Annotated in this window: 19 protein-coding genes; 8 read left to right on the top strand and 11 right to left on the bottom strand. The window is 47.1% G+C overall.

Translation table 11 applies throughout. The features are described from left to right. Positions 1–72 precede the first annotated feature (72 nt). A complete protein-coding gene (locus ACO0K3_RS12205; protein WP_422984937.1) occupies positions 73–2,199 on the top strand; it encodes a prolyl oligopeptidase family serine peptidase in 2,127 nt (708 codons plus the stop codon). Between the two features lie 126 nt (positions 2,200–2,325). On the opposite strand, the gene ACO0K3_RS12200 is transcribed toward ACO0K3_RS12205, so the two are convergent. Further along, a complete protein-coding gene (locus tag ACO0K3_RS12200) occupies positions 2,326–2,940 on the bottom strand; it encodes a PEP-CTERM sorting domain-containing protein (protein ID WP_422984935.1) in 615 nt (204 codons plus the stop codon). 365 nt (positions 2,941–3,305) lie between these two features. On the opposite strand from ACO0K3_RS12200, the gene ACO0K3_RS12195 reads away from it, so the two are divergent. The 4 genes from ACO0K3_RS12195 (at position 3,306) to ACO0K3_RS12180 (ending at position 9,968) form a co-directional block, all read left to right on the top strand. After that, positions 3,306–5,057, top strand: a complete 1,752-nt coding sequence (locus ACO0K3_RS12195) for an ABC transporter transmembrane domain-containing protein (protein ID WP_422984933.1) — start codon at positions 3,306–3,308, stop codon at positions 5,055–5,057. 19 nt (positions 5,058–5,076) lie between these two features. After that, on the top strand, positions 5,077–6,822 hold the full coding sequence (locus ACO0K3_RS12190; RefSeq protein ID WP_422984931.1) for an ABC transporter ATP-binding protein: 1,746 nt from the start codon (positions 5,077–5,079) through the stop codon (positions 6,820–6,822). Between the two features lie 19 nt (positions 6,823–6,841). Then, on the top strand, positions 6,842–9,073 hold the full coding sequence (locus ACO0K3_RS12185; RefSeq protein ID WP_422984929.1) for a penicillin-binding protein 1A: 2,232 nt from the start codon (positions 6,842–6,844) through the stop codon (positions 9,071–9,073). Between the two features lie 295 nt (positions 9,074–9,368). Beyond that, complete coding sequence (locus ACO0K3_RS12180; RefSeq protein ID WP_422984927.1) at positions 9,369–9,968, top strand: putative 2OG-Fe(II) oxygenase; 600 nt, start codon at positions 9,369–9,371, stop codon at positions 9,966–9,968. A gap of 345 nt (positions 9,969–10,313) precedes the next feature. Here the strand turns inward: ACO0K3_RS12180 and metC are convergent, their stop codons facing one another. Next, positions 10,314–11,531, bottom strand: a complete 1,218-nt coding sequence (metC, locus tag ACO0K3_RS12175; protein WP_422984925.1) for a cystathionine beta-lyase — start codon at positions 11,529–11,531, stop codon at positions 10,314–10,316. A gap of 477 nt (positions 11,532–12,008) precedes the next feature. Between metC and ACO0K3_RS12170 the strand changes: the two genes are divergently transcribed. The 3 genes from ACO0K3_RS12170 to ACO0K3_RS12160 all read left to right on the top strand — a co-directional run bounded on the left by ACO0K3_RS12170 (position 12,009) and on the right by ACO0K3_RS12160 (position 14,746). After that, positions 12,009–12,488: an Lrp/AsnC family transcriptional regulator gene (locus tag ACO0K3_RS12170; protein WP_422954686.1), complete on the top strand. Its 480-nt coding sequence runs from the start codon at positions 12,009–12,011 to the stop codon at positions 12,486–12,488. A 149-nt stretch (positions 12,489–12,637) separates the two neighbouring features. Continuing rightward, positions 12,638–13,546: an AEC family transporter gene (locus tag ACO0K3_RS12165; protein ID WP_422984923.1), complete on the top strand. Its 909-nt coding sequence runs from the start codon at positions 12,638–12,640 to the stop codon at positions 13,544–13,546. Positions 13,547–13,645: 99 nt separating this feature from the next. Then, entirely contained in the window at positions 13,646–14,746 is a 1,101-nt protein-coding gene (locus tag ACO0K3_RS12160; protein WP_422984921.1) for an enoyl-CoA hydratase/isomerase family protein, read from the top strand. A gap of 105 nt (positions 14,747–14,851) precedes the next feature. Here ACO0K3_RS12160 and ACO0K3_RS12155 read toward each other — a convergent pair whose 3' ends face one another. From ACO0K3_RS12155 to ACO0K3_RS12115, 9 genes are all read right to left on the bottom strand, one after another. Then, complete coding sequence (locus ACO0K3_RS12155) at positions 14,852–15,547, bottom strand: DUF4197 domain-containing protein (RefSeq protein ID WP_422984919.1); 696 nt, start codon at positions 15,545–15,547, stop codon at positions 14,852–14,854. Positions 15,548–15,671: 124 nt separating this feature from the next. After that, entirely contained in the window at positions 15,672–16,826 is a 1,155-nt protein-coding gene (locus ACO0K3_RS12150) for a deoxyguanosinetriphosphate triphosphohydrolase (RefSeq protein WP_422984917.1), read from the bottom strand. Between the two features lies 1 nt (position 16,827). Next, on the bottom strand, positions 16,828–18,462 hold the full coding sequence (gene aroKB, locus ACO0K3_RS12145) for a bifunctional shikimate kinase/3-dehydroquinate synthase AroKB (RefSeq protein ID WP_422984915.1): 1,635 nt from the start codon (positions 18,460–18,462) through the stop codon (positions 16,828–16,830). 37 nt (positions 18,463–18,499) lie between these two features. Then, complete coding sequence (locus ACO0K3_RS12140) at positions 18,500–20,083, bottom strand: hypothetical protein (RefSeq protein ID WP_422984913.1); 1,584 nt, start codon at positions 20,081–20,083, stop codon at positions 18,500–18,502. A 27-nt stretch (positions 20,084–20,110) separates the two neighbouring features. Next, positions 20,111–22,225 carry a type IV pilus secretin PilQ gene (gene pilQ / locus ACO0K3_RS12135; protein ID WP_422985515.1) on the bottom strand — a complete coding sequence of 705 codons (2,115 nt, stop codon included), beginning with the start codon at positions 22,223–22,225 and terminating at the stop codon, positions 20,111–20,113. A 32-nt stretch (positions 22,226–22,257) separates the two neighbouring features. Then, positions 22,258–22,803 carry a pilus assembly protein PilP gene (locus ACO0K3_RS12130; RefSeq protein WP_422984911.1) on the bottom strand — a complete coding sequence of 182 codons (546 nt, stop codon included), beginning with the start codon at positions 22,801–22,803 and terminating at the stop codon, positions 22,258–22,260. Beyond that, a complete protein-coding gene (locus tag ACO0K3_RS12125; RefSeq protein WP_422985513.1) occupies positions 22,800–23,447 on the bottom strand; it encodes a type 4a pilus biogenesis protein PilO in 648 nt (215 codons plus the stop codon). Before ACO0K3_RS12125 ends, ACO0K3_RS12130 begins: the two co-directional genes overlap by 4 nt. A gap of 23 nt (positions 23,448–23,470) precedes the next feature. After that, positions 23,471–24,091, bottom strand: coding sequence for a PilN domain-containing protein (locus ACO0K3_RS12120; RefSeq protein ID WP_422984909.1), 621 nt, complete (start codon positions 24,089–24,091; stop codon positions 23,471–23,473). Further along, a complete protein-coding gene (locus tag ACO0K3_RS12115; RefSeq protein ID WP_422984907.1) occupies positions 24,091–25,173 on the bottom strand; it encodes a pilus assembly protein PilM in 1,083 nt (360 codons plus the stop codon). Before ACO0K3_RS12115 ends, ACO0K3_RS12120 begins: the two co-directional genes overlap by 1 nt. Positions 25,174–25,539: the final 366 nt, after the last annotated feature.

The following is a 25,539-nucleotide window of genomic DNA, read 5'->3' as shown; positions in this document are numbered from 1 at the left end:
TAAAGACCGGAGAGCACGGACGCAACTCATAAAAATCTGCGCAAGGCATTGCGCTCGACAATAAGGAAGAGAATGAAACGCCAAACCAATATCACTCTGCTCGCTACCCTGCTCTTAATGGGCATCATCGGCAATGCGGCTGCGCAAAGTACGCCAGCGGACCCGCATCAATGGCTGGAAGATGTGACCGGCGACAAAGCGCTGGACTGGGTCAAATCACGCAATCAGATTACCCGCAGCAAGCTCGACGGCGATCCTGCATTTTTAAAATTGCGTAGCGAATTACAGGTCATACTCGACTCCAAAGACCGGATTCCCGGCATCCGTAAGATGGGCAATTATTATTACAATTTCTGGATGGATGCGGAACATCCGCGCGGCCTGTGGCGCAAGACGACGCTAGAGGAATATCGTAAAGCGCAACCTAAATGGGAACCGGTACTCGATATTGATGCGCTGGCAAAAGCGGAGAATGAAAACTGGGTTTTTAAAAACAGTATCTGTCGCGATCCAGCCTACGACCGCTGCCTGATCGAGTTGTCACGTGGCGGTGCAGATGCAGTGGTCATGCGCGAATTTGATCTGACTACCTTGAGCTTCATCAAAGATGGATTCAGCCTGCCGGAAGCCAAGATGAGTCTAGACTGGCGCGATAAAGATACGCTGTTTGTTGCAACCGATTTTGGTACTGGCACACTGACCGATTCTGGCTATGCACGTGTCGTCAAAGAATGGAAGCGCGGCACCCCGCTGACTACGGCCAAAGTATTGCTCGAAGGTGAAAAAACCGACATGGCGATCTCGGCGCAGAGCAGTGATCACGGTGGTATTCATCACGAACTGGTGAATCGTCAAATTACGTTCTACTCATCTGAACAATTTTTAAAAGAAGGTGACAAGCTGACGAAGCTTGATGTACCTAGCCATTCCAGCGTCAGTTTTTTTGGCAAACAATTCGTTGTCACGCCGCGTGAAGCATGGACCACGGGTGGCAAGACGTATGCGGCCGGCAGCATGTTAGCCATGGATTTTGATGCGTATAAAAAGGGGGAACGCAATTTCACCGTCCTATTTGAACCTAGCGACAGCACCTCGTTAACCGGCGCGGCATACACAAAAAATTATGTGCTGGTGCAATCATTAAATACAGTCAAAAGTAATCTGAGCGAATGGAAACTGGAGAACGGTAAATGGGTGTCACGTCAGGTCGTCCTGCCGACCATGGGCGAAGTCGGCGTCAGTGCACTGGATGCCGATAACTCAGATGATTATCTGCTGCGTTATTCCGACTATCTGACACCGAGCGTCTACATCCTAGCTCATGCGGGCAACGATCAGCGCGAACCATTAAAATCCGCACCGAGCTTCTTTGATGCCTCTCCTTATGAAACAACACAACAGTTTGCGACGTCTAAAGACGGTACCAAAATCCCTTACTTTCTGGTCAAGCGTAAAGACGTGAAATACGATGGCAACAATCCAACGCTGCTATATGGTTATGGCGGATTTGAAATCTCGCTGACGCCGTCTTATTCTGGCGGTATCGGTAAGTCATGGCTGGAAAAAGGAGGCGTATATGTGGTCGCCAATATCCGTGGCGGTGGCGAGTTCGGTCCGCGCTGGCATCAGGCTGCATTGAAAGAAAATCGTCAGCGTGCCTATGATGACTTTGCCGCAGTTGCTGCCGATCTGATTGCTAGCAAAATCACCAGCCCGCAACATCTGGGCGCCATGGGTGGCAGCAATGGCGGCCTGCTGGCTGGCGTGGCGCTGACGCAGCATCCGGAATTGTTTAACGCGGTCGTCAGCCAGGTTCCTCTGCTGGATATGCAGCGCTATAACAAATTGCTGGCAGGCGCATCCTGGATGGGCGAATACGGCAATCCGGATATCGCAGCAGAATGGGATTACATCTCGCGCTACTCCCCGTATCAAAACGTGAAAGCAGGTGTCATCTACCCGAACGTACTGTTCATCACCTCTACCCGTGACGACCGCGTCCATCCGGGCCATGCGCGCAAGATGGCGGCGAAGATGTTAAGTCAGGGTCATAAAAATGTCTGGTACTACGAGAACATTGAAGGCGGCCATGGCGGTGCGGCGAACAACGCACAACGTGCCGATATGTCCGCAATCACTTATTCATTTTTGTGGAATATGCTGAAACGGGATAATGCGGATGTCGTGATTAAGCATTAGCGCTAGCGATTATTATGGTTTTTAAAGAGGTTCGAAATTATTAATACAAAATATTAATACAAAAAAAACGCTGATTCTTAAATCAGCGTTTTTTTCATATCGTTTATCAAATTTTATCAATAGATCTTAGTTTGAGCGGCGACTACGATATCCAAAAAGCATCAGCATTCCCAGTGCAAACAACATCAGTTGTGAAGGCTCAGGAACGTCAGATACGTTGATTGATAAATTATCCAAATTGAGTATATGATTCGCTTGCGTTGGCAGAATTGAAAAACCAAAAATAGGTTCTGCAGTGGATAAAGATAGTAAACCAGAAAAAAACGATATTCCCGCATTTGGGTTCACTAATGTCTGAGCCGCAATCACCTTACCGTCAGCATTATATACAGTCATAACGGCATCCCAGAATGAATTACTCTCAATGCTGAGACCAAATACTGGTACGGAAAAAGTACCGATTGGGTTCGTAGAACTTATAAAATGATTATTTGGGTTTCCATCATAAAACCCTGCTCTTAATAGCGAACCTTGAGAGAAATTAATACCTACTGATGAGTATTGGTTCGACAAAGAAGTAATAAAGTCGGTAGATGTCGGCAAATCATCTGCAGTACCTAAAATGCCATCCGGTCCCGGCAATGTTTCAAATGTTAACGTAATTGTGGTTGCATTGACTTGTGCCGACGAGAATAGCAGAGAGAAAAAAAATAAAGTAATCAGACGAGTAAGTTGACGCATTCATATTCCTTGTTGGCGTTGAGGTAGTTGCTTGATTTTTTTACAAACAACATACGGAGACAAACCCATTGCTAAAAAATAATGAGTTTTTAACATCTTACAATATTAGCAAGATGCAATGTTAAAAAAATATTATCCAATCCTACTTAAATTAAATATCCTACAATCTGCGAGCGATTGACTAGATTTGTCTAGATGAATGTAAAGTCAGATACATATCATCGCAATCTACCCGACCAACCTGATTAAAAATCAAATGCTGTATCATCACTGGCTCTGATCACGGCGGATCCTGAGGATCGTGTGCAATGCCACGCGATCACAACACCGCCAATCTACCTGACACCAAGTCATAAGACGCCAACATGAGTTTGTACCAACTGCTTGCCCAATTTATCCGCGACCGCAAACGTCACTATGTTGCCGCCGCCGCGATGCTGTTCTCCGTTGCAGTTTTAACCGTGCTGATTCCCCGCAAGGTCGGAGCGGTTATTGATGCGATGGTGGCGCACAATCTGGATGCGCGCGGCCTGGCAATACAGTTAAGTGAGTTAGTGCTGATGGGGGTGGCGATTTATTTTTTGCGGGTTGGCTGGCGCATACAATTATTCACCGCCTCTTTTCAACTCGGGGTGCAGTTGCGTACCCGTCTGTATCAGCGTCTGAGCCTGCAAGGCGCTCCTTTTTTTCAGCAGCAACGTACCGGCGATCTGATGGCGCTGGGCACCAATGATGCGGACGCGATTGAACTGGCATCGGGCGAGGCGATGCTGGCGGGTTTTGACGGCAGCATGACCTTTGCTCTGGTCATCGGCATGATGCTGCTCGGTGTGGACTGGCGGCTGGCGCTCGTCGCTTTATTACCTTTTCCGTTTATGGCATGGGCATTTAAAACGATTACCCATCATGTGCATGATGCCTCGCGTGATTCGCTGGATCGCTTCAGCAAACTGAACGATCAGGTGCAAGAGACACTGGCAGGTGTGCGGACCTTGCGTGCGCTAGGTCTGGAGCAGCGTAGCGCCGCGCAATTTGCGGAACTGGCAGAACGCGCTGCCGATGCCAGCTTGAGTGCACAACGCTGGGAAGCTGCGTATGAACCGGCAGTCGGCATTGCCTTGACCTCGGCAGGTGCATTGACGCTATGCATGGGTGGCTATCTGGTATGGCATAACGAAATGACGATTGGCACCCTGACCAGCTTCACAATGTATCTTGGGCAACTGATCTGGCCGATGTTTGCTGCGGGCTGGGTGTTGTCGCTGCTGGAGCGAGGCAAAGCCGCGTGGAATCGTCTGCAACCGGTATTGGCACAGGAACTTAGTATTCAGGATCATGGTCAGATAAGCGCATTACCGCATGGCAGCTTAGGATTTAATGCAATCAGCTTCTCGTATCCGGGGCAGCAGGCCGTCGCCCTGGATCAGGTGTCATTTACCTTAGATGAAGGAAAAACTCTGGGCATCGTCGGACATACCGGATCAGGCAAATCTACCATCATCCGCCTTCTGCTGCGTCAATATGATACGACGCAGGGAAGTCTGCAATGGGGTGAGAAACGGATCGCGGACTATCGCTTACACAGCCTGCGCTCGGCAATCAATTGGGTCGCGCAAGAACCGTTTTTATTCTCCGCCTCCATTGCCAGCAATATCGCACTTGGTAACCCTGAAGCGACACGTGAGCAGATTATGCACGCCGCTACGTTGGCTGCGGTGCACGATGATATTCAACGCTTTCCGCAGGGCTACGATACGCCGGTCGGCGAGCGCGGCGTGACCTTGTCTGGCGGTCAGCGCCAGCGGGTCGCGATCGCCCGCGCCTTGCTGACGGACAGCCCTTTATTACTACTTGATGATGCCTTGTCCGCGGTCGATACCGATACGGAGACACGTATCCTGCAGCACCTGTACGAGCTGCGCCAGCAGCGCAAAGAGCGCAGCGCCATCATCGTGAGTCACAGGCTTAGCGCCGTGGCCGACGCCGATCATATTATCGTGTTGCGTGAAGGCCGTATTATCGAACAGGGTACTCACAACGAGTTATTGGCGTATGCCGGATGGTATGCCTCGCAATGGCGCTATCAGCAACTGGAGGCGAGTCTTGATGCAGCCTGAGTTGACACAGAAACTCCCCATGACAGAAAGTAAGTCAGAAAAAAAACTCGCGGTGCATCTGCTGATGCAAGCGGCACAACCGGAACGCCGCCATGTGGCATTAGGCATTTTTTATTTATTCATCGCCGCAGGACTGGAAGCGCTGGGACCGCTATTGGGTAAAGCGTTTATTGATCGCTATCTGCTGCCTCGTCAAATGGATGTAGCGATTGTCGTCGGTTTGTTAGTGACCTACCTTGCGACCGGCTGGTGGGCAACCTGGCTACGCTATCTGCAACTGTCGCGACTAGCCGGTGTGGCGATGCGCTCAGTGCGTCGTTTGCGCGAGCAAGTGTACGGTCACGTATTACGCTTGCCGATGGCGTTCTTTGATAAAGCAATTACCGGACAACTCGTGAGCCGTGTCACTAACGATACGGAGTCGGTAAAAAATCTGTACGTCCAAGTATTGTTCGTCATGCTGGACTCTTCGATTGTCGTGATCGGCGCACTGGCAGCGATGGCATGGCTAGACTGGCGGCTGATGCTGATCGTGCTGATGCTGATCCCGGCGGTCGTGATTATCGTCTGGTTTTATCAGCGCTGGAGTGCGCCGGCGGTCAGTCGTGCCCGTCAATTACGCAGTGAAATCAACGCGCAGGTTGCCGAGAGTATCAACGGGATGAGCGCACTACAGGCAAGCAATGCCGAGCTGCGTTTCGGCGCCCGTTTTGATGCGACGAATCAGCAGCACTACCATGCGCGACTCGATGAATTGCGCGCCAATGCCTGGCTGCTGCGTCCGGCACTGGATTTGCTGAATTCATTATTGCTGGTCGTTGTGATTTTTTGCTTTAGCCAGCGTGATTTTTCGGGTGTGGAAATCGGTATTCTGTATGCGTTTGTCAGCTATATCGCACGCGTAGTCGATCCGCTGATCCAGATTACTTTGCAATTCGGACAGATACAACAGGCCGTTGTTTCCGCTGCGCGGGTGAATACCTTGCTGCGTGAGCCGACGAGTCAAGCGGTCGTCAGCGACGCACAGATAGGCAGCGGTGATCTGCACCTGCAACATCTGCGCTTTGGTTACGATCCTGCACATCCGGTCTTGCACGGTATTAATCTACATATCCCGGCAGGAAGTTTTTTTGGCATTGTCGGTCACACCGGTAGCGGCAAATCTACCTTGTTAAGTTTGCTGCTGCGCTTCTATATCGCGCAGTCAGGCCGTATTACGATTGATGATCAGGACATTACCAGCTTTAGTGATGTGCACTTCCGCGCCAGCGTCGGGCTGGTTCCGCAAGAGCCGTTTTTGCTTGCCGCAAATGCGAAAGAAAACATCGCGATGGGACGTGATATCAGTGATGCCGACATCATTGCCGCTGCCAAGGCGGCACGGGCACATGACTTTATTCTGCAACTCGAACAAGGCTATGAAACACCTCTGGGTGAAGGCGGTGCACGCCTGTCCACCGGACAAAAACAACTGATCGCGATTGCCCGTGCGCTGGCAGGAAAGCCGCGTATCTTGTTTCTCGATGAAGCCACCTCACATATCGATAGCGAGACTGAGCAAGTCGTACAAACAGCATTGACCGAATTGCGCGGCAGCGTCACGATCGTTGCGATTGCCCACCGGCTCTCGACCATCCGCGATGCAGATCAGATCGTGGTACTGAATCATGGGAACATCGCTGAGCAAGGTACGCATCAGCAACTGATGGCGCTGGAACTCGGGATTTATCAAAAACTATATTTGCTGCAAACCTTAGAAGAGTAAGAACGACATGAGTGCTTTGATGAAAATGATCGTTGGCAGTATCGCCATCCTGACCGCCTGTTTTCTTGGTGCTCTGATTTATATATTTTTCGGCATCTTGCCCAATCTGCCTTCGCTCGATGCGGTCACTGATTATCAACCCAAAATTCCACTCCGTATTTATACCGCCGACAATGCGCTGATCGGTGAATTTGGCGATGAGCATCGTGATTTTATCGCGATCAAAGATGTGCCGTTAGTGATGAAAAACGCTTTACTAGCCATCGAAGACAAACGTTTTTATGAACATAGCGGTATTGATTTTCGCAGTGCCTTACGCGCCGTGCTGGCAGATTTACGCGGCGGTTTTCATCAGGGTGGCTCGACGATCACGATGCAAATTACGCGCAATATTTTGCTGACACAAGAAAAAACGGTCATGCGCAAGTTCAAGGAAATTGTACTGGCCTACCGGATTGAAGCAGCTTTGTCAAAAGACCAGATCCTTGAGCTGTACATCAATCAAATTTATCTTGGACAGAGAACGCACGGCTTCGCCAGCGCAGCGAATACCTATTTCGGCAAATCGCTAAAAGACATTTCTATCGCAGAGGCCGCGATGCTGGCAGGTTTGCCGCAAAATCCGACCCGCCATAATCCCGCAGTCAATCCGCAACGCGCTAAGCAACGTCAACTGCTGGTCTTAAAAGCGATGCAAGACGATGGCTATATTACGCAGGCGCAGTTTGATCAGGCTAGCAAAGAAGAACTGCATATCAGCAGCCATCAACAGTTTGATGCGCATGCAGACTATGTCGCAGAAATCGTCCGTCAGCAAATCGTTGCCGAATATAAGGACACCGCCTACACCAGCGGTCTCAAGGTTTACACCACGATTTATAAAGCCGAACAGGATGCCGCTTACGAGTCCCTGCGACGCAATGTATTGGCCTACGATCAGCGCCACGGCTATCGTGGCCCGGAGGCATTTATCGAATTACCATCCGATGAAGATGAGCGGGACGACGCGATTGATGCATTGATGTTAAAGCATCCGGGCAATGATAAATTGCTCTCCGCTGTGGTCATCGAAGCCAGCCCTAAATTAGTCAAAGCAGAAATGGCTTCGGGCGACACCATTACCCTCAGCGGTGAGACCTTACGCTTTGCCGATAAAGCATTGCAAGCGAATGCGAACCGTGATTTAAAAATCCGTCCCGGTGCGCTGATACGTGTCATGCAGGATGCAAAAAAGCGCTGGACTATCACGCAATTGCCTGAGGTCGATGCGGCCTTTGTCGCGCTGAATGCGCAAGACGGATCTTACCGCGCCATGGTCGGCGGCTTTGATTTCAATCGCAAGCAATTCAATCATGTGACCAGTGCATGGCGTCAGCCTGGCTCCTCGATCAAGCCATTCATTTATTCTGCCGCCTTAGAAAAAGGCTATTCACCGGCGACCATTGCGAACGACGTGCAATTATCGGAAACCAGTACCGAAGAACTCAAATGGGATCCACGTAATGACGACGGTAAATATGATGGTCCGATCACGCTACGCACGGCGCTGGCACAATCAAAGAATGTCGTGTCAGTGCGATTACTGAAAGCCATAGGCGCAGGATATGCACGTGACTTTTTGCCTCGCTTTGGCTTTGACATCAACAAGCAACCACAGAATCTGACGATGGCATTGGGCACCGGCTCAGTCACACCGATACAGCTTGCGGCAGCCTACGGCGTATTCGCTAATGGTGGCTATCAGATCAAACCCTGGCTGATCCAGAAAGTCACGGATGCACGGGGCAAGATCCTGACCGATAACAAAGCCCCTGTGATCGCACAGGAAGAATCTCGCGTGCTCGATAGCCGTAATGCGTTCGTGATTGACAGCATGCTCAGAGAAGTCGTCAGAACCGGCACGGGGGCGGCGGCTACACAACGCCTTGGCCGCCGTGATCTGGCAGGCAAAACTGGTACAACTAGTGATGCGGTCGATGGCTGGTTTGCCGGTTATGCCGGTGATGTCGTCGCCGTAGCCTGGATGGGTTATGACGACCCTAAGTCACTGGGCGGCAGAGAGTTCGGCGCGACTTTATCCTTACCGATCTGGATCGATTACATGCGCCAGGCATTGTCCGGCAAGTCTGAAATCCCACGGGCCGTACCTGACAATGTCAGCAATGCAGAAGGTGACTGGACATATAACGAGTTTCTGAATGGAGCCGGTATCAAAACGCTGGACATCGATCTGCCAGTAACACCACCGTAATAAAATACTCTCATAAGCAAATTTCAGTACAAAAAAAGCCCGCTACAGGAGCGGGCAAAAATCCTACCTTTGGAGAGTATTTCAGGATTGGTGCCAGTATATTTCTGAGATATTACGGCGATATGACAGCGATGAATGGTGAGATCATTGCCCGTCATTTCACATGTTCCGCCTGAAATACACTGCCCCCCCTTCAGACATGTCAGGCATCGCCGTGCAGTCTGTAGCAACAATGCAAAGCGATACAAATGTAGATGTTTCATCTACCATGAGATATTTTTCATGCAGCGACAAGATGCATCAAATTACAGGAGACGTGATGGACATTGAAGTCTTATTCCCTACGCTGGTCGGTATCTCACAAGCGGATGACGCGACCATCAATGCGATCAGCGCAGAAGTCTTGCAGCAAAGAGCGCTCATGGAAAGTCTACTTAGCCAGTCCTGGGGAGACAATGTACTGACCTCATTTAATAAAGAAAAAAACCTCTTCGCCCACGCTAGTCTGCACAGACTCAGAAAATTTATTGAAGATAATATTCTCGAATTCGTCAGCAAAACCCGCAAGGATCAAGCCTTTCAGTTTGATCATACGTACACGCAGAGCTGGATCAATATTACAAAGAAATTTGGCTTTCAGGAACGTCATAATCACGAGAGAAACGTGGAAGGTCTGCCCATCAGTGGTGCCTATTATTTCAATACCAATCAACACGACGGCGATCTCGCGATTTTCCCGACGGACATGCATTACAAATTGTTTGGCAATTATGTGATTGAACCGGCGATAGGTAAGCTGGTTCTGTTCCGTTCAGATGTGTTTCACCGGGTAAGCGCGAATATGACGGACAACGACAGAGTGTCATTTAGTTTCAATTATTTACTGACTAAGTAGGTTTTCTGTTTAGGTTTTCGGCTGGCGATGCGACGCCATGCCTTGCCTTGCAATGCATTACAACTGCAACCCGATCTCACTTCTTTGCCAAATAAAAAAAACCCGCCAGACCTCAGCGGGTAAAAGTTCTACTTTTTGGAGAGAGTAGAAATCAGGAATACATAGGGATAGTAAGACTAGTTACGGCTCCAGAAGTTCGATAAAGACAAAGTTCCGACAAAACAGATACAAACGACAGACAATTGAGTAAGGGCAAGATGTCATTTTTTTCTTCAATGTTTCGTCCTCGTTTGAGCTTTCACCAAGCGAAGCAACCAGATTACTTTTGAGAAAAACTGCGTCAGCTTAAGCAGCAATTGCTTCTGCGGCATCTACGCTAGTCAGCATTCTCAAGGCCTCAAATCCTTGCTGCAGATCGCGTTGTAAATCCTGCACCGACTCTAGCCCGATATGCAGTCGTATCATCGGCGACTTCCATTTAGAGGCATTAACGCTGCGGCAATTCGATGGATTGGTCGGCAGGATCAGGCTCTCGTAGCCACCCCAGCTAAAGCCGATGCCGAACAATTCCGTTCTGTCGATCAAGGCGGCGACTTGTTGTTCCGTGATGTCAGCGTGGAATACAGCCCCCATCAGACCGCACGCATAGTCAGGGTGAAAATCACGTTTCCATAATGCATGTCCTGCGGCACTGGGCATCGGCGGGTACAGGACCTCAGCGATCTCGGGTTGCGCTTGTAACCATTGGGCGATCTGCATGGCACTGACACGATGCACGGCCAGGCGTGCAGCCATACTGCGTAAGCCACGTAAGGCCAAGGCAGCATCATCGACACCGATCGACAAGCCAAGCTGTTTGTAGGTATCACGTAAGCGACCCTGCAACTCGGCAGTGGTCAGAATCACGCCCATCAAGGCATCGGAATGACCGACGATGTATTTAGTGGCTGCATGAATCGAGACATCAATCCCCAATTCAAATGACGACCAGCCTATCGGCGTCGCCCAGGTGCTGTCGGAGACCACGATAGCGCCGCGTGCGTGAGCGATCGCCGCAATCGCCGGAATGTCCTGAATTTCAAACGTCAGTGAGCCAGGAGATTCGACAAAAATCAGTTTAGTATTTAACTGCATCAGGCTGGCGATTCCACGGCCGATCGACGGATCATAATACGTGGTGCTGATACCCATTTGCTTCAGCAGTCCATCGCAAAACAAGCGCGTGGGATCATAGGTAGTATCGACCATCAGCAAGTGATCACCGGGTTTGAGAAAAGCCAGCAGCGTCGTGGTGATGGCGGAGAGTCCCGACGGTGTCAGCAGGCAGGCAGCAGCGCCCTCAGCGGCGCACAGCGCCTGCTCCAGCGCATAGGTGGTCTCGTTACCATGACGGCCATAAATCGCACGCGTGCCGGTCGCCTCCTTCAGTCCGGCGACATTCGGAAACAACATGGTTGACGCACGGATTACCGGCGGATTGACCGGACCGTGATGGGCTTTGCCTTTGCGGCCTGCATGAGTGAGCTTGGTCGCTGTCTGCCAGTGCGATGTGGGATGTGTCATTGTTGTTCTCGGATCGTTTCAGATTGCAGATTGTTTGAATTACTTGTATTACTTGAATTAAATTCGTGATCAAGACTCACGCAAAACGAAAAACTACTACTCATCATTCATATTGAATCCGCAGACTGGATGCGGCTTTCAGGGGCATTTCGTGCTAACAGGCGCACCCAGCCTGCGGATTCGTTTGGTGAATTTCTGAAAACTCTTTAATCGATATTTCATGGACCGGTTACTTCTACCGTTTCTCTATACCTGCGTGTCCCTGAGGTGAGAGGTTTTGGTTTTTGCATAAGTCCTCGTTGCCCTACACACGGTATTTTTTAAAAACAAATTCGCGGCGCCAGAAGCTGGGGCGGTACATCGTCGTTTTTTTAAATTAGGTGCAGGCAAATCCTAACAATGCTGAGATGAAATTTTTTACCAAACTTTCAGCTAAATTTCATGTATTTGAGAAAATTTTTCTATAAAATTAAATATATGGATAAAAAAGATATCGAAATTCTTCATATTTTGCAGAAAGATGCCTCCATCGCTCTGGCAGACCTGGCGCAGGCGGTACATTTGTCAGTCACCCCTTGCTGGCGGCGGGTGCAGAGACTGCAGGATGATGGTGTAATTCAGCAGCAAGTGGTGTTATGCGATCCGCGCAAACTTAATCTGGGACTGACTGTGATGGTGGCGGTCAAGGCAGCGCAACACAACGAAGCCTGGATGCAGCGCTTCGTCAGCGGTGTGCGCGACATACCGGAGATTGTGGAAATTTTTCGTATGAGTGGCGACATTGATTACCTGCTCAAAATGCATGTGCCAGACATGGCGGGTTTTGATATCGCGTATAAAAAGCTGGTCAAAGTTGCTGATTTACAGGATGTGAGTTCTAGCTTTGTGATGGAAGTCATCAAAAGCACCACGGCGCTGCCACTGGATTATGCGGTACTGAAAACGAGTAAATCCTGAAATCAATCAGATTAAAAATTCAATTGAAAATTAAATTAGCCAACATACTCCTATCGAGTATTTTTCCAATCCCTAATCAAATATTGCGGAATAAGGCTAGTTTTATATAACAAAGTGGGGAGTATGTCTCCGTGACGCAGAAAGTCTGAATGGAATTACTGGAAAGAATTGTCTCGATTATTTTGCCGGTGTTTATCGTGATCGGCCTCGGTTACGCCTATGCGCGCTACAAAGGGGCTGGCGTTAAAGACGATATGGTGGCGGTCAATCGGGTCAGCATGGATGTACTGTGCCCGCTACTGGTCTTTACCGCACTGGCTGGCAAAGATTTTGATGTCGCACACAATGCCTGGCTGATACTGGCAGGCGTTTTGATTGCCCTGGGTTCCGGTCTGTTGTCATGGCCTCTGGTGCGTCTGCTTGGTTACGACGTGCGCACCTTTGTGCCACCGATGATGTATAACAATTGCGGCAATATGGGCCTGCCTCTGGCAGCACTAGCGTTTGGCGCGAACGGACTGTCTGCGGCCGTCGCCTTATTCATGGCATGCAATCTGGTGTACTTCACGGTCGGGATCAAAATCATTCAACGCGGCCATCCCGATCATCAAGGTTCATCATTGAAATTTTTGTTCAGCCCAATGATGCTGTCCATGATGGTGGGCATGGTATTCGCATTGCTACATCTTCATTTGCCAGACTATTTATTCATCGCTATGAAAATGATGGGCGACGCCTGCATCCCCATCATGTTATTTGCGTTGGGCGTGCGTATGCTGGACATCAGTTTCTCTAGCTGGCGCATCGGCGTCGTGGGTGCATTGATATGCCCTGTGGCAGGTTTGCTGGTTGCGCTGTTACTCGATCCAATCCTGCCTCTCAACTCCGCTCAACGTGGCCAGATGTATCTGTTCGCCGCCCTGCCACCCGCCGTTTTTTGTTTTATGGTGGCAGAGCAGTATCAGCAAGAGCCAGATAAGGTAGCGTCCATCGTCTTACTCGGTAATCTGGCGGCATTGTTGTTTGTGCCGACAGGCTTATGGCTGGGGTTGCGATAGACAATTACGCAGACACTTTTATTTTTTGTCGTATAAAAGCTCTGCATCTGCACTGTTAATTTAGTTAAAATTCTTTCTTCTTATTTTTTGACTGTCATCATGAGCGACTACGTCCAGACCTCCATCCGTAACCATATCGGCTTTATTACTTTGGATCGTCCGAAGGCACTGAACTCGCTATCCCTGGCGATGGTTCGCGCTATTACGGCCACCCTGCTTGCGTGGCGCGACAATGCCGGAATCCGTGCAGTATTCATTCATAGCAGCAGCGAAAAAGCCTTTTGTGCAGGTGGTGATATTCGCTTTTTTTATGATGTCGGCACGGCGACGCCCAAAGGTGACAGCGCATTGCTGGAAGATTTTTTCACCGAAGAATACGCACTCAATCATCTGATTCATTTTTATCCTAAGCCTTATATCGCGTTGATGAATGGCGTTGTGATGGGCGGTGGCATGGGCATTGCGCAAGCCGGTGAAGGCTGTCGCTTGCGTATCGTGACAGAGCGTACCAAAATGGCGATGCCAGAAGTGAATATCGGGCTGTTCCCTGACGTTGGCGGGGGTTATTTTTTATCGCGTGTGCCGGGGCAAATAGGCACCTATTTAGGATTGACGGGTGAGGTGATCAATGCCGCCGATGCGCTATATGCAGGGCTGGCAGATGTGTATATCCCGACCACTGAATTGCCTGCTTTGATGGAGATGCTGGCGACCACGACAAGCAGCGATATACGCTTAAGCATTACTGAATTTGCCGAGACTTTTACTGGTCAGGTTAGTGCGGAGCAGAGCCAGCTTGCACAACATCGTGCGATTATTGATCAGCATTTCTCTGGTCATGATGCAAAGGTCATTGCCGCTTCTTTGGTCAGTGATCCGCATCCATTCGCACAGCAAGCAGCGAGCGTCATGCAAAAGCGTTCTCCGTTACTGATGAGTGTCACTCTGGAGCAATTACGCCGCGGAATCACAATGTCTGTTGCTGATTGCCTGCGCATGGAACGCACCATGGTGCGGCATTGCTTTAAGCATGGTGAAGTATTAGAGGGTGTACGGGCGCTGGTCGTTGATAAGGACAACGCCCCTCAGTGGCAACCAGCCAGCCTGGCGGATGTGACGACAGAAATGGTAGCGTCGTTTTTTGTCGATGCATGGCCAGATTACGCACATCCTCTGCGACATCTGGATGAATCGATTTAGTCTAAGTCTTGTCAATTCGCATTGAGCAATGAAAAAAAGCGCTGAAGAAAAAATTCTTCAGCGCTTTTTTTCATCGAGATGGTGAGGCAATTATCTCACTGCGACTTACTTCAGCAAACCAAACACTTTACCAATGATTTTGCTGCCGGCTCCGATAGGATCTTGTCTGATCGCTTTTTCTTCTTCTGCAATCATTAAATATAATCCATCTAAAGCGCGCTGCGTAACATAAGCTTCAACGGTCGCCTCTTGTTCGGAGACTACGCCAAATTTCTGCGCTTGCCCCATGACGGAATTGTACTTAGCAGACAACCCTGCTTTATCCGTTACCCCTTTGACGAGAGGTAAAAATTTTACACTTAAGGGTGCTGACGTTTTTTGTTTGAAAAAATCCGTCACCGAAGTATCGCCGCCAGTCAGGATATTCTTTGCATCGGTGACCGTCATTGATTTAACGGCATTCACCAATAGCGGTTTTGCCATTGGCACTGCTTGCTCTGCGGCGCGGTTCATGGACACAACGAGCTCATCCAACTGTTGACCACGACCGGACATTTTCAAAATCGGACGTGCCTTTTCGAGCAAGGATGGCAATTGAATTTTTACTTTGTCATTGTTTAAAAATCCGTTCTCCGCACCGAGTTTGGCAACTGCGGCAACCGAGCCTTTATCCAGTGCCGCTTTTAATCCTGCACTGGCATCTTGATTACTAAGATCATCAAGCGAGAAGGCAAAGACAGCGGAAGAAACCAGAAGCAAAGTAGAGGCCGTCGTCCGGCGAAAAATTGATGTGCGCAACATAGAACACCCCTTAACGGAATACATAATAAAAATGGATGGAAATATTGGATTGGCTTAATCTCGCCACTGATAAACGGTCTTTACTGCGGGACAACGATACTACTCAGTATGAGGCAAGAGTCGCCTAGACTTCGTCCACAGAAAATAGACGACGATGCTCAAGCATCGCGTATCGATCCGTCATACCCGCAATGTAATCAGCAATTTTACGCGCTTGCTGCGTGTCATGTGTAGCCTGGTCAGTGACAGTTTTTTTGATCTGATAGTCATCTGGTAGCAAAATGGGTTCGTCCATCATGACATTAAACAAATCTGTCACTACCCGGCGCGCCTTGCTGGACATGCGGTTAACCATGTAGTGACGATACAAATTCGCATGCAAAAACTGTTTGAGTAGTGTTGCCTCTTTTTGCATCGCATCTGAAAATGCAATCATCGGACTCATGTTACGCACATCATCAAGTGATTGTGGCGCGCAGTCTTTGATGCGTTGCTCCGAGGTCGCAATCAAGTCAACGATGAGTGCGTTGATCATGCGTCGTATGGTCTCAGAAATTGCTCGGCGACCGCTGATACCAGGATAAGTCGTAGCGACTTCTGCGCGGAATTTCGCATAAAAATCGAGTTCGTTTAATTGCGCTTCAATCAGCAAACCTGAACGCAGACCATCATCAATATCATGATTGTTATAAGCGATTTCATCGGCGAGATTCGTGAGCTGCGCTTCCAGACTCGCTTGCTTCTTCTGAATGAATCGCTGACCAACATCACCTAGCTTATGTGCATTCGTCAATGAACAATGCTTGAGGATCCCTTCACGCGTTTCAAAGCAAAGATTTAAACCATCAAAGGCACCGTAACGCTCCTCCAGAGTATCAACGACCCTCAGGCTTTGCAGGTTATGCTCGAATCCGCCAAATGCTTTCATACAGGCATTTAACGCGTCTTGACCGGCATGACCGAACGGTGTGTGGCCAAGATCATGAGCAAGCGAAATCGCTTCGACCAAATCCTCGTTCAGACGCAAATTCCGTGCAATCGAACGGGCGATTTGAGCAACTTCGAGGCTATGTGTGAGGCGCGTCCGGAATAAATCCCCCTCATGATTAACAAAAACCTGGGTCTTATATTCGAGACGACGAAATGCGGTGCAGTGAATAATGCGATCGCGATCACGCTGATATTCTGATCGCGAACTGGAAGCAGGCTCCGCATAACTGCGCCCGCGTGATGTCGCAGATTGAGCGGCATAAGGGGCGAGATGCGTATCGGAAAACATATTATTGGATGCTAGCGCGCAGCGTTTCAAGCAATTTTTCTTTCGGCACTGTGGTAATAAGGGGCGCACCTAGAGGCTTCAGCAGAATGAATTTAATTTGACCGCCTTCATTCTTTTTATCGACTTCCATCAACTCCAGCCAACGCTCCTCACCAAGATCAGGTGCAATTGTTGGCAAACCTGCAGCCTCAACCAGATTAGTGATCCGAACCTTGCTAACATAATCGATCAGACCAAGCCGGAAAGACAAATCTGCCGCCATCACCATGCCACAACCGACTGCCTCACCATGCAACCATTTACCATAACCTAAGCCAGATTCAATCGCATGGCCGAAGGTATGTCCGAAATTAAGAATAGCTCGCAAACCACCCTCGCGCTCATCCTGACGCACAACATCTGCCTTGATCTCACAAGAACGCGAGATAGCATAAGCGAGACTTTCAGGATCCTTAACACGCAGCCGATCCATATTCGCTTCTATCCAGGCAAAAAATGGTGCATCAATAATTGCGCCGTGTTTGATCACTTCGGCTAAGCCTGCCGATAATTCTTTATCAGGCAAAGTAGCCAATGTCGAGGTGTCGGCGATCACCGCCTGTGGCTGGTAAAAAGCACCGATCATGTTTTTACCCAGAGGATGGTTGATACCAGTCTTGCCGCCAACTGAGGAGTCGACCTGCGACAACAAAGTCGTAGGAATCTGAATAAAAGGTACGCCACGCATATAAGACGAGGCGGCAAAACCTGTCAAATCACCGATCACACCGCCGCCTAAGGCAATCATTGTTGTCTTACGATCACATTTCGCCTCTAGCAACGCGTCATACACTGTCATCAGACTATTCCAGGTTTTATGCTCTTCTCCATCAGGCAAAATGATACTGACAATTTGCTTTCCAGAGACACGCAACAACTCCTCGAGGCGGGCCAGATACAAAGGAGCAACAACATCGTTGGTGACGATAGCAACACGTTCGCCTTTGACGTGGAATGCAAGAATCGTTGGATCCGACAAAAGTGACTGTCCAACCGAAATTGGATAGCTGCGCTCACCCAAATCGACATGCAGAGTGTGATGGTTTTGTTGAAGCATTGTTACGCCTGGGATATTCGAGGAATTAGTACGCTGCTCAAGCTGAGCCAAGATAGATTGAACCAGAAACTGCACGTTAGGACGGCCAGTTTCAATGACCAAATGTGCGACTTCATGATAGAGAGGCTCACGCTGCGCCTCAAGTTCTTCGAGCTTTTTGCGCGGATCGGCAGTTCTGAGTAAAGGCCGATTCTTATCATGACGAGTACGCTGCAAAATACTGCTGATACCAGCACGCAGGTAAATTACCGTACCGCGCTCTTGCAGATATTTTCTGCTAGCCTCACTTAGAATCGCTCCACCACCAGTCGCCAGCACAATGCCATCTTGAGAAGTAAGATCACGAATTACATCTGCTTCGCGCTGCCGGAAACTGGTCTCACCTTCAATTTCAAAAATCACAGGAATCGAGACGCCAGTACGCGCCTCGATTTCGTGATCAGAATCAATGAACTGCTTATTGAGCTTTTTTGCCAGGGCCCGGCCAACTGTCGTTTTGCCGGAGCCCATTAGACCTACTAGAAAAATATTACCACTCATGCATAGCAATCATTCTGAACTGAAAGAGAATTCAGATCTACTTCGTCTTATAAGTAACACTTACTCGGGTGGATGCTGGACTACCTTTTGGACTTGTTAAATTAATCTGGAATATGTCTGTAGCAGTATTCGATCCAGTAATATCACATGTAGCAGATGGTTTAACATCAGCACTTTGCACTGTTCCTCTATTAGCAACCTGTCCGATTCCCAATGAGGCGTTCCAGTGCGCTATTTCTGGTACTGACAGAACTACCGTTGGAGTGCCTGACAAATTAGTTGTAGTTATTTTTGTCTTTTCAGGCATAGGATTATCGTTAGAGTCGACAACCTCAAACCAAAGTGTTTGATTTGTACACGAAGACGTAAAATCCATTGATATGGTTCCACCAGTCGTTGCTCTAGTTGTATTACCTTCATAGTCACCTGCGTTAACTTTATATATTTTTCCATAAGATCCTAAAACATAAAAAGTAGCACTCCTCGACAGAGAGGACGTTCCATTGGTCGAAGTTGCAACAATTGTGGCAACCCCATTTTGCCGTGGATTTTGACTTCTCCAAATTACGGAGCAATAACCAGGGAATTTTGGTAGTAAGGTAATATTGTCTTGATTTGTAAGGCATTGTGTTCCCCCAATACCCGCAATTGCCCCCACATCTGTCGAGAATACAACTTGAGTATTATCAGCAACTGCGCCACCAAATGAATCCGCTAATAATGCGGATACAATTAGTCTTTCGTCATCCCAATTGATACCTTCAACCCAGTCTTTACTTAAACTTAACGACATTGCCGCCTGAACAGGGACTCCCGTAGTTACTGTAATAGTATCAGAAATGCTACTAATCGCAGTTCCATCTATGGTTGCGACAGCTCTAACTGTTGTCGGCTGAGTACCCGAATTGACGGTAACGGTAACTTTTCCTGTTGCATCAGTAATGCCAGAATTTACAGGTAATGTCACAGGATTACTACTAATTGTCGAAAAGTTGACCTTAACATTTCCAATGCCAACTCCTGCACTATCGATAACGTTAAATATCAATAGCGCAACTTCTGTTCTACCAGTACCCCCAGCCCCTTTAATTACAATTGATTTATCACTTGGAACAGCAGAACTAAAGTTAATCGCAACGGGAGTAGCATTTGGGGGAGCTGCGACAGAAAAAGTGGTACTTGCTGAGATTACAGTCGTCCCTACTAGCACTGCAGATGCCGTGATAGTTCCTGCACCAGTTCCAGTGCCTGCCTTGATGCTAATTTGTGCAACACCTTTACTATCAGAGAGAGCTGTTCCACTTGTTGGCGACAAAATAGCTATAGAACTGCTCGATGCAAATGTTACGACAACTCCTGACACCGGTGCCCCGGAACCATTTGTCACGACTACCTTAGCTGTCAGCGTCGATGAACCGGCAATTAAATTACTAACGACGCCATTCTGGTCAAAAAGTGAGATCTGCAACTTACCATTTGGATCTTGGGTTGAGCTCCCACCTGATGATGTACCAGACGACCCACCACCTCCTCCGCAAGCGGAGAGAATTGCAACTAATGTCATAGACAGATAAAAACAGACTAATTTATGCACAGCAAATCTTTTACTAAATATATTCATAATTTTTCCTAGGCTAACAGCAAATAATTATCTTGTTGTTAAGCGATCAGTGATAATTTTTGGTGTAATAAAGACTAGTAACTCTGTTTTGTTATTCGTACTTCCGGTAGTTTTAAATAAGTTACCAAACAAAGGGATATCTCCAAAAAATGGAATCTTAGTAACATCACCTCGTTCAGTTTGCTGAAAAATACCCCCAAGTACAACCGTACCACCATTTTCTACCAAAACCATTGTTTTAACTTCTTTAGTATCAATTGCGTAACCAGCACGCGTTTCAACGCCAACACTATCTTTATGAACATCAACGTCTAAAATGATATTTCCATCGGGCGTAATCTGCGGCGTAACCTCCAGCCTCAAACTTGCTTTTCTGAAAAATATTGAGGTCGCACCACTACTTGTAGCAACTTGATAAGGTAATTCCGTTCCTTGCTCAATAGATGCTTTTAGTTGATCTGCGGTGACGACTCGTGGACTAGAGATAATTTTCCCTTTACCATCAGCTTCAAGGGCTGACAATTCTAAATTTAAAAATCGATTAGCAGCAGAAGAAAAGAGACTTACCGCCAAGCTACCTGGGGTAAGCCCATTAATACCTGCGGCCGGCAAACTGACGAATTGGGTATTTGGCAAATAACTCTGATCGGTTAATTTTGCCTGTCCAGTTTGTTCGCCCACCCCTAGATAATTCCCTGTAACAGCAACCCTCTGATTCCCACTTAGCTGGTACCCCGTGTCACCACCACGCAATCCCCTCATATCGGCAAAGCCCAATTTCGCGCCAAGATTTTTGCTAAATTTATCATCAGCTTCGACTATACGAGCCTCAATTAAAACCTGCTTTGAAGCAATATCTGTTTTTTGAATTAACTTTCTCACTTCCTCAAGTTTATTGGCAACATCTGTAACAAACAATTGATTTGTTCTTGGCTCTATCACTGCACTACCACGTTTAGATAGAATTCGGTTTGTGCTAGAACCGTCAGCACCAAAAACTTGCTTAAATGCCTCTGCTTTTTGATAATTTAGTTGAAAAGCTTCTGTCTTGAGCGGCTCTAGCTCAGCGATTTGAGCCTTTTGTTCTAGCTCAAGCTTTTCCTTGGTCAACAATTCATCCTTTGGAGCAATCCAAATTACTGATCCATTCTTACGCATATCCAAACCTTTAGATTGCATAATAATATCAAGAGCCTGATCCCAAGGAACATCTTTTAAACGTAAAGTTGAGCTGCCAGTAACCGTATCGCTTGCAATAATATTTAACCCACTAAATTCAGCAACGATTTGCAATAACGCACGAACTTCAATATTTTGAAAGTTAAAAGAAAGCCTTTCTCCACGATACCCCTGAGTTCCTTGGGTTAATTTGTTAGGATCCTCTTTAATAGGCTTCACTTCAATGACCAACTGAGTATCACTTTGATAGGCGCTATGTTCCCATAAGCCCTGCGGTTCAATAGTCATGCGAACATTCTCGCCTTGTATTCCTGTTGTGATAGTTTGCACAGGAGAACCGTAATCTCCAACATTTAAACGTTTTCTGAGTATCTCAGGAAGCCCCACTTTGATGAAATCAACAACGATTTTCTGGCCCTGCTGACGAACATCAACAGCGACCTGATTATTTGGTAAGTCGACAACAATCCTTCCTTCACCATTACTTCCACGACGAAAATCAATATCGCGCAGATTCTGTTTAACTAAAGTAATCGCTTTAGGCGTAGTCACAGGTAAGCCTACGGAGTTTACGGCAGTTGCTATTCCGCCGGATCCATCAATGGTAACGATGATCGAATTACCCTCTATTGCAGTTGCATAATTGAGCGGCTTATTCATGTTAAAAACTAGTCGAGAGCGACCGCTAGCTTCAACAAGATTCACGCTTCGCAGCTCGCCAATATTGACCTCAACAGAAGACTTACCAGTACCATTGCTGGTGTCTGAAAAATCTAAAGCGATTCGAGCAGGATTTGTTATTGCAAATCCAATAGGAGATTTTATAACCGGATTTTTCAAACCAATTTTGACAATAGTATTAATACCCTGCTGATTAGCAGTAATCGATTCGATACTATTAGATTGTGCAAAAGTTAGCTGACAAAATGTGAGTAAACTCACTGCAGTTAGTTTGACAAGCATAGCGCTTCCTTTACTTGCATTTATTAAGGCATTCATTTTTTTGCTTCCTGCAAATCTAACTTCGCTTGACGTTCAGTCCACTCTCCAGCCGCGTCTTGAACGATTTCCTTAATTTCAATTTCGTTGTCAGTAATTTTTGTAATCATGCCGAAGTTTTGACCTAAATAATTACCAATCTTTGCTTGAATAACTTTATTTTCACCAGACACATGGATTAAGGCATATTTTAAATTTGGCCTCTCTATAGTGCCAACCATATGAAGTGTATCTAACGGATAGGACTCTAAAGCTTCCCTTCTCCTCTCCATATCTGGTTTTAAGCCATTGTTTGATTCAGCCTTTAATCTTGCGAGCACTACCAATAATTTCGCCGAATTAAAGGGGTCGACGTCATTTTTTCCAGCGTACGCAAACGGAACGTAAATTTTTGGCTCAGTGACTTTAGAAATAACTACACGGGTATCTTTCTTTACTTGCCCCATCCACTCCTGAACATCTGATACGCCATTATCACTACAACCTGCTAAGCCCGTGCTCAAAACTAATGTAAAAAAAATGGGTCTAAAAGAGCGTGTCATTTTTTAGCTCCTTTTTTTAAAGCCGCTTGTGCAGAAACCTCTTCTGGATCAAGATAACGAAAAGTCTTTGCAACTACATCAAGCACTAAAATATTATCTTTATTAGTAGCAATAGCTAAATTATTGAGAGTCACAATTCGAGGTAATTTAGCTATATCACTCACAAACTCCCCCATATCGTGATAACTACCAACCAATTTAATATCTATTGGTAATTCGGCATAATAATCTTTAACTGTTGGCTGCCCAGGCTTAAACCCATCAAACGTCAACCCCCTACCAGTAGCCGCTTGGTTGATATCCGACAACAGTGCATCCATTTCGGCCTTACTAGGCAATTGTTTCTCCATCGACGCGACGTATTGGAGGACTAATTTACGCTGCTCTTTAAGAGCATCCAAACTAATGGCTTGTTGCATCTTTTGCTTATAGGAATCCTTTAGTTTTTGCTCCTCCTGCTGCCCCATGTCAAGATCTGTTAATTGAGCGTCCCAATAAACGAACCATCCTAGTGTAATAAGTGCAATTAATAGCAATGCTGCAGCGAGTAGTCTTGGTGCGAGCGGCCACAAACCTGGATGTAATCCGTTTAAATTACTAAACTGCCCGCTAACCGACTCACTAAGCTCATTCAATGTTGTCATCATTATTTCCTGTTCGGTTCCTATCAAGGCTTTTTGATATCTGGATTTATGATGGCGGCACCAGAAGCGGCAGCAGAGTCCCTCTCACGAGGACGTTTGATCCCTACATTAACAGTGAAATCAAATACCTTCTTCGCATCTCGACCTTGACCAAGTCCTGCAGATTTAATCTCAATCAACTCAGGCTTATCCATCCAAGGAGACTTATTACCGAGATTACGCAAAAACTCTGAGACTCTTTGATTCGACTGCGCGTAACCGTTCAGTACAATTCGTTGACCGTCTTGTTTGAGTGCTTTTAAAAAGACTCCCTCAGGCGTCAATTTAACCAATTCGTCCAACATAAATACGGGCTGATTTCTATCGCCCTGCAGATCTTCTACAGCTTGCTGGCGAGCTTTTAATCCGTCGATTTCCTGCTTCAAGCTAGCAACTTCCTTAATTTTTTCATCTAGCTTAGAATTTTCTGCTTTAATAAAATTATTTCGGTCCGACTGCTGAGAAATCCTCATGGAAAAAAAGGTTCCGACTGTAATAATAATTAACGCAGCAACTATCGCAGAAAATAATAGCAGAGTGTAAAAATCATTCTTAAGTTGCTTCCGCTTAGCCTCACGATGAGGAAGGAGGTTAATTTTTATCATTAGCCAAATCTCCGCATTGCGAGGCCACAAGCCACCATATAAGAAGGTGCGTCAGTACGCAAAGCCTTCTCGCTTACATTTGACGATAGTTCCATACCTTTAAACGGACTAACAACGCTAGTGGATATTTTCGTACGCTCTGCAATCATATCTACAAGCCCAGGGATGACTGCGCAACCACCCGCCAGGAAAATCTGATCTACCCTGGTGTAAGGAGTGGAGGTGAAAAAGAATTGGATTGCTCGGGTGACTTCAAGGGCTGCACTCTCTAGAAACGGCTCAAGCAACTCCATTTCGTAACTATCGGGCAAATCCCCTTGTTTTTTCTTGAGTTCCGCTTCTTCAAAGGCCAGGCCATAATTGCGTACAATATCTTGCGTCAGCTGATTACCGCCAAATTGCTGATCGCGCTCGTAGATCACCTCTCCGTTGAGCAAGATAGAGATGTAGGTGACCTTAGCACCGATTTGAAACAAGGCATAAATCTGATCTTGGCCCGCATTTGGTTGCTGCCCAATCAGTCGCAAGACGGATGCGCGTGCAGCATAGGATTCGATATCCATGACCTTAGCCTGTAAGCCAGAGGCCTCAGCGACAGCGACCCTATCTTCGATTTTCTCTTTTCTTGAAGCAGCCAGCATGACTTCAACATCTTCCTCGGCGTTATTAGCCGCAGGACCAATGACGCAAAAGTCTAGGCTGACCTCATCCATTGCAAACGGAATATATTGGTTGGCTTCTGACTCAACCTGAAGCTCAAGTGCCTGCTCGCTCAAATTACCAGCCAAGATAATTTTCTTCGTGATCACAGCTGAGGCGGGCATCGCAAGTGCGACATTTTTTGCACTGACTCCGCTTTTTTTTATTACCTTACGAATCGCCTCTGAGACCTGTTCGATATTTTCAATATTTCCGTCTACCACTGCACCTTTAGGCAGCAATTCGGAGCCATAACGTTCTAGTTTGAACGCCTTATTGCTCCCCTCAGAAATCTCCACAAGCTTGACATCAGACGTACTGATATCCAGGCCAATTAAAGGCGGATTTTTTCTACCGAGCAATGATGCAAGATCTAAAGCCAAGGATATCCCCTCAAAAAATACTGTTTTATTTGCATTACTTTTAGCCTGCGGCTGTTGCTACAAAATGCCTAAATATTGCGCGCGTCAAATAGAAATTTTCGTTTAAAAACCGCTATTTAGGAGACAATCATCCAAGCTTACATGAAATCCTAGCAATAAGCGCTTCATTGTGTAAAGCATTTTCCACGCAGCATCAACATTATCCGTTGCCAATTCCCCACGCAAAAAATGAGATTCACCCGCAGAAACAACAAAAATTCACATAAATTCCTGTTATTTAATTGCAAAAAAGCAAAATTTTATCAAAAATCCAATCCAATTTAGATTTAGCAACGTTTGGTTACACAAAAAATAAATACCGGAAAC

The sequence above is a fragment of the Undibacterium sp. Rencai35W genome, assembly GCF_049340185.1.
Taxonomy (GTDB): Bacteria; Pseudomonadota; Gammaproteobacteria; order Burkholderiales; family Burkholderiaceae_D; genus Undibacterium.
Note: the sequence above shows the minus strand (reverse complement) of the source record. Positions and strands in the feature narration are given on the sequence as shown.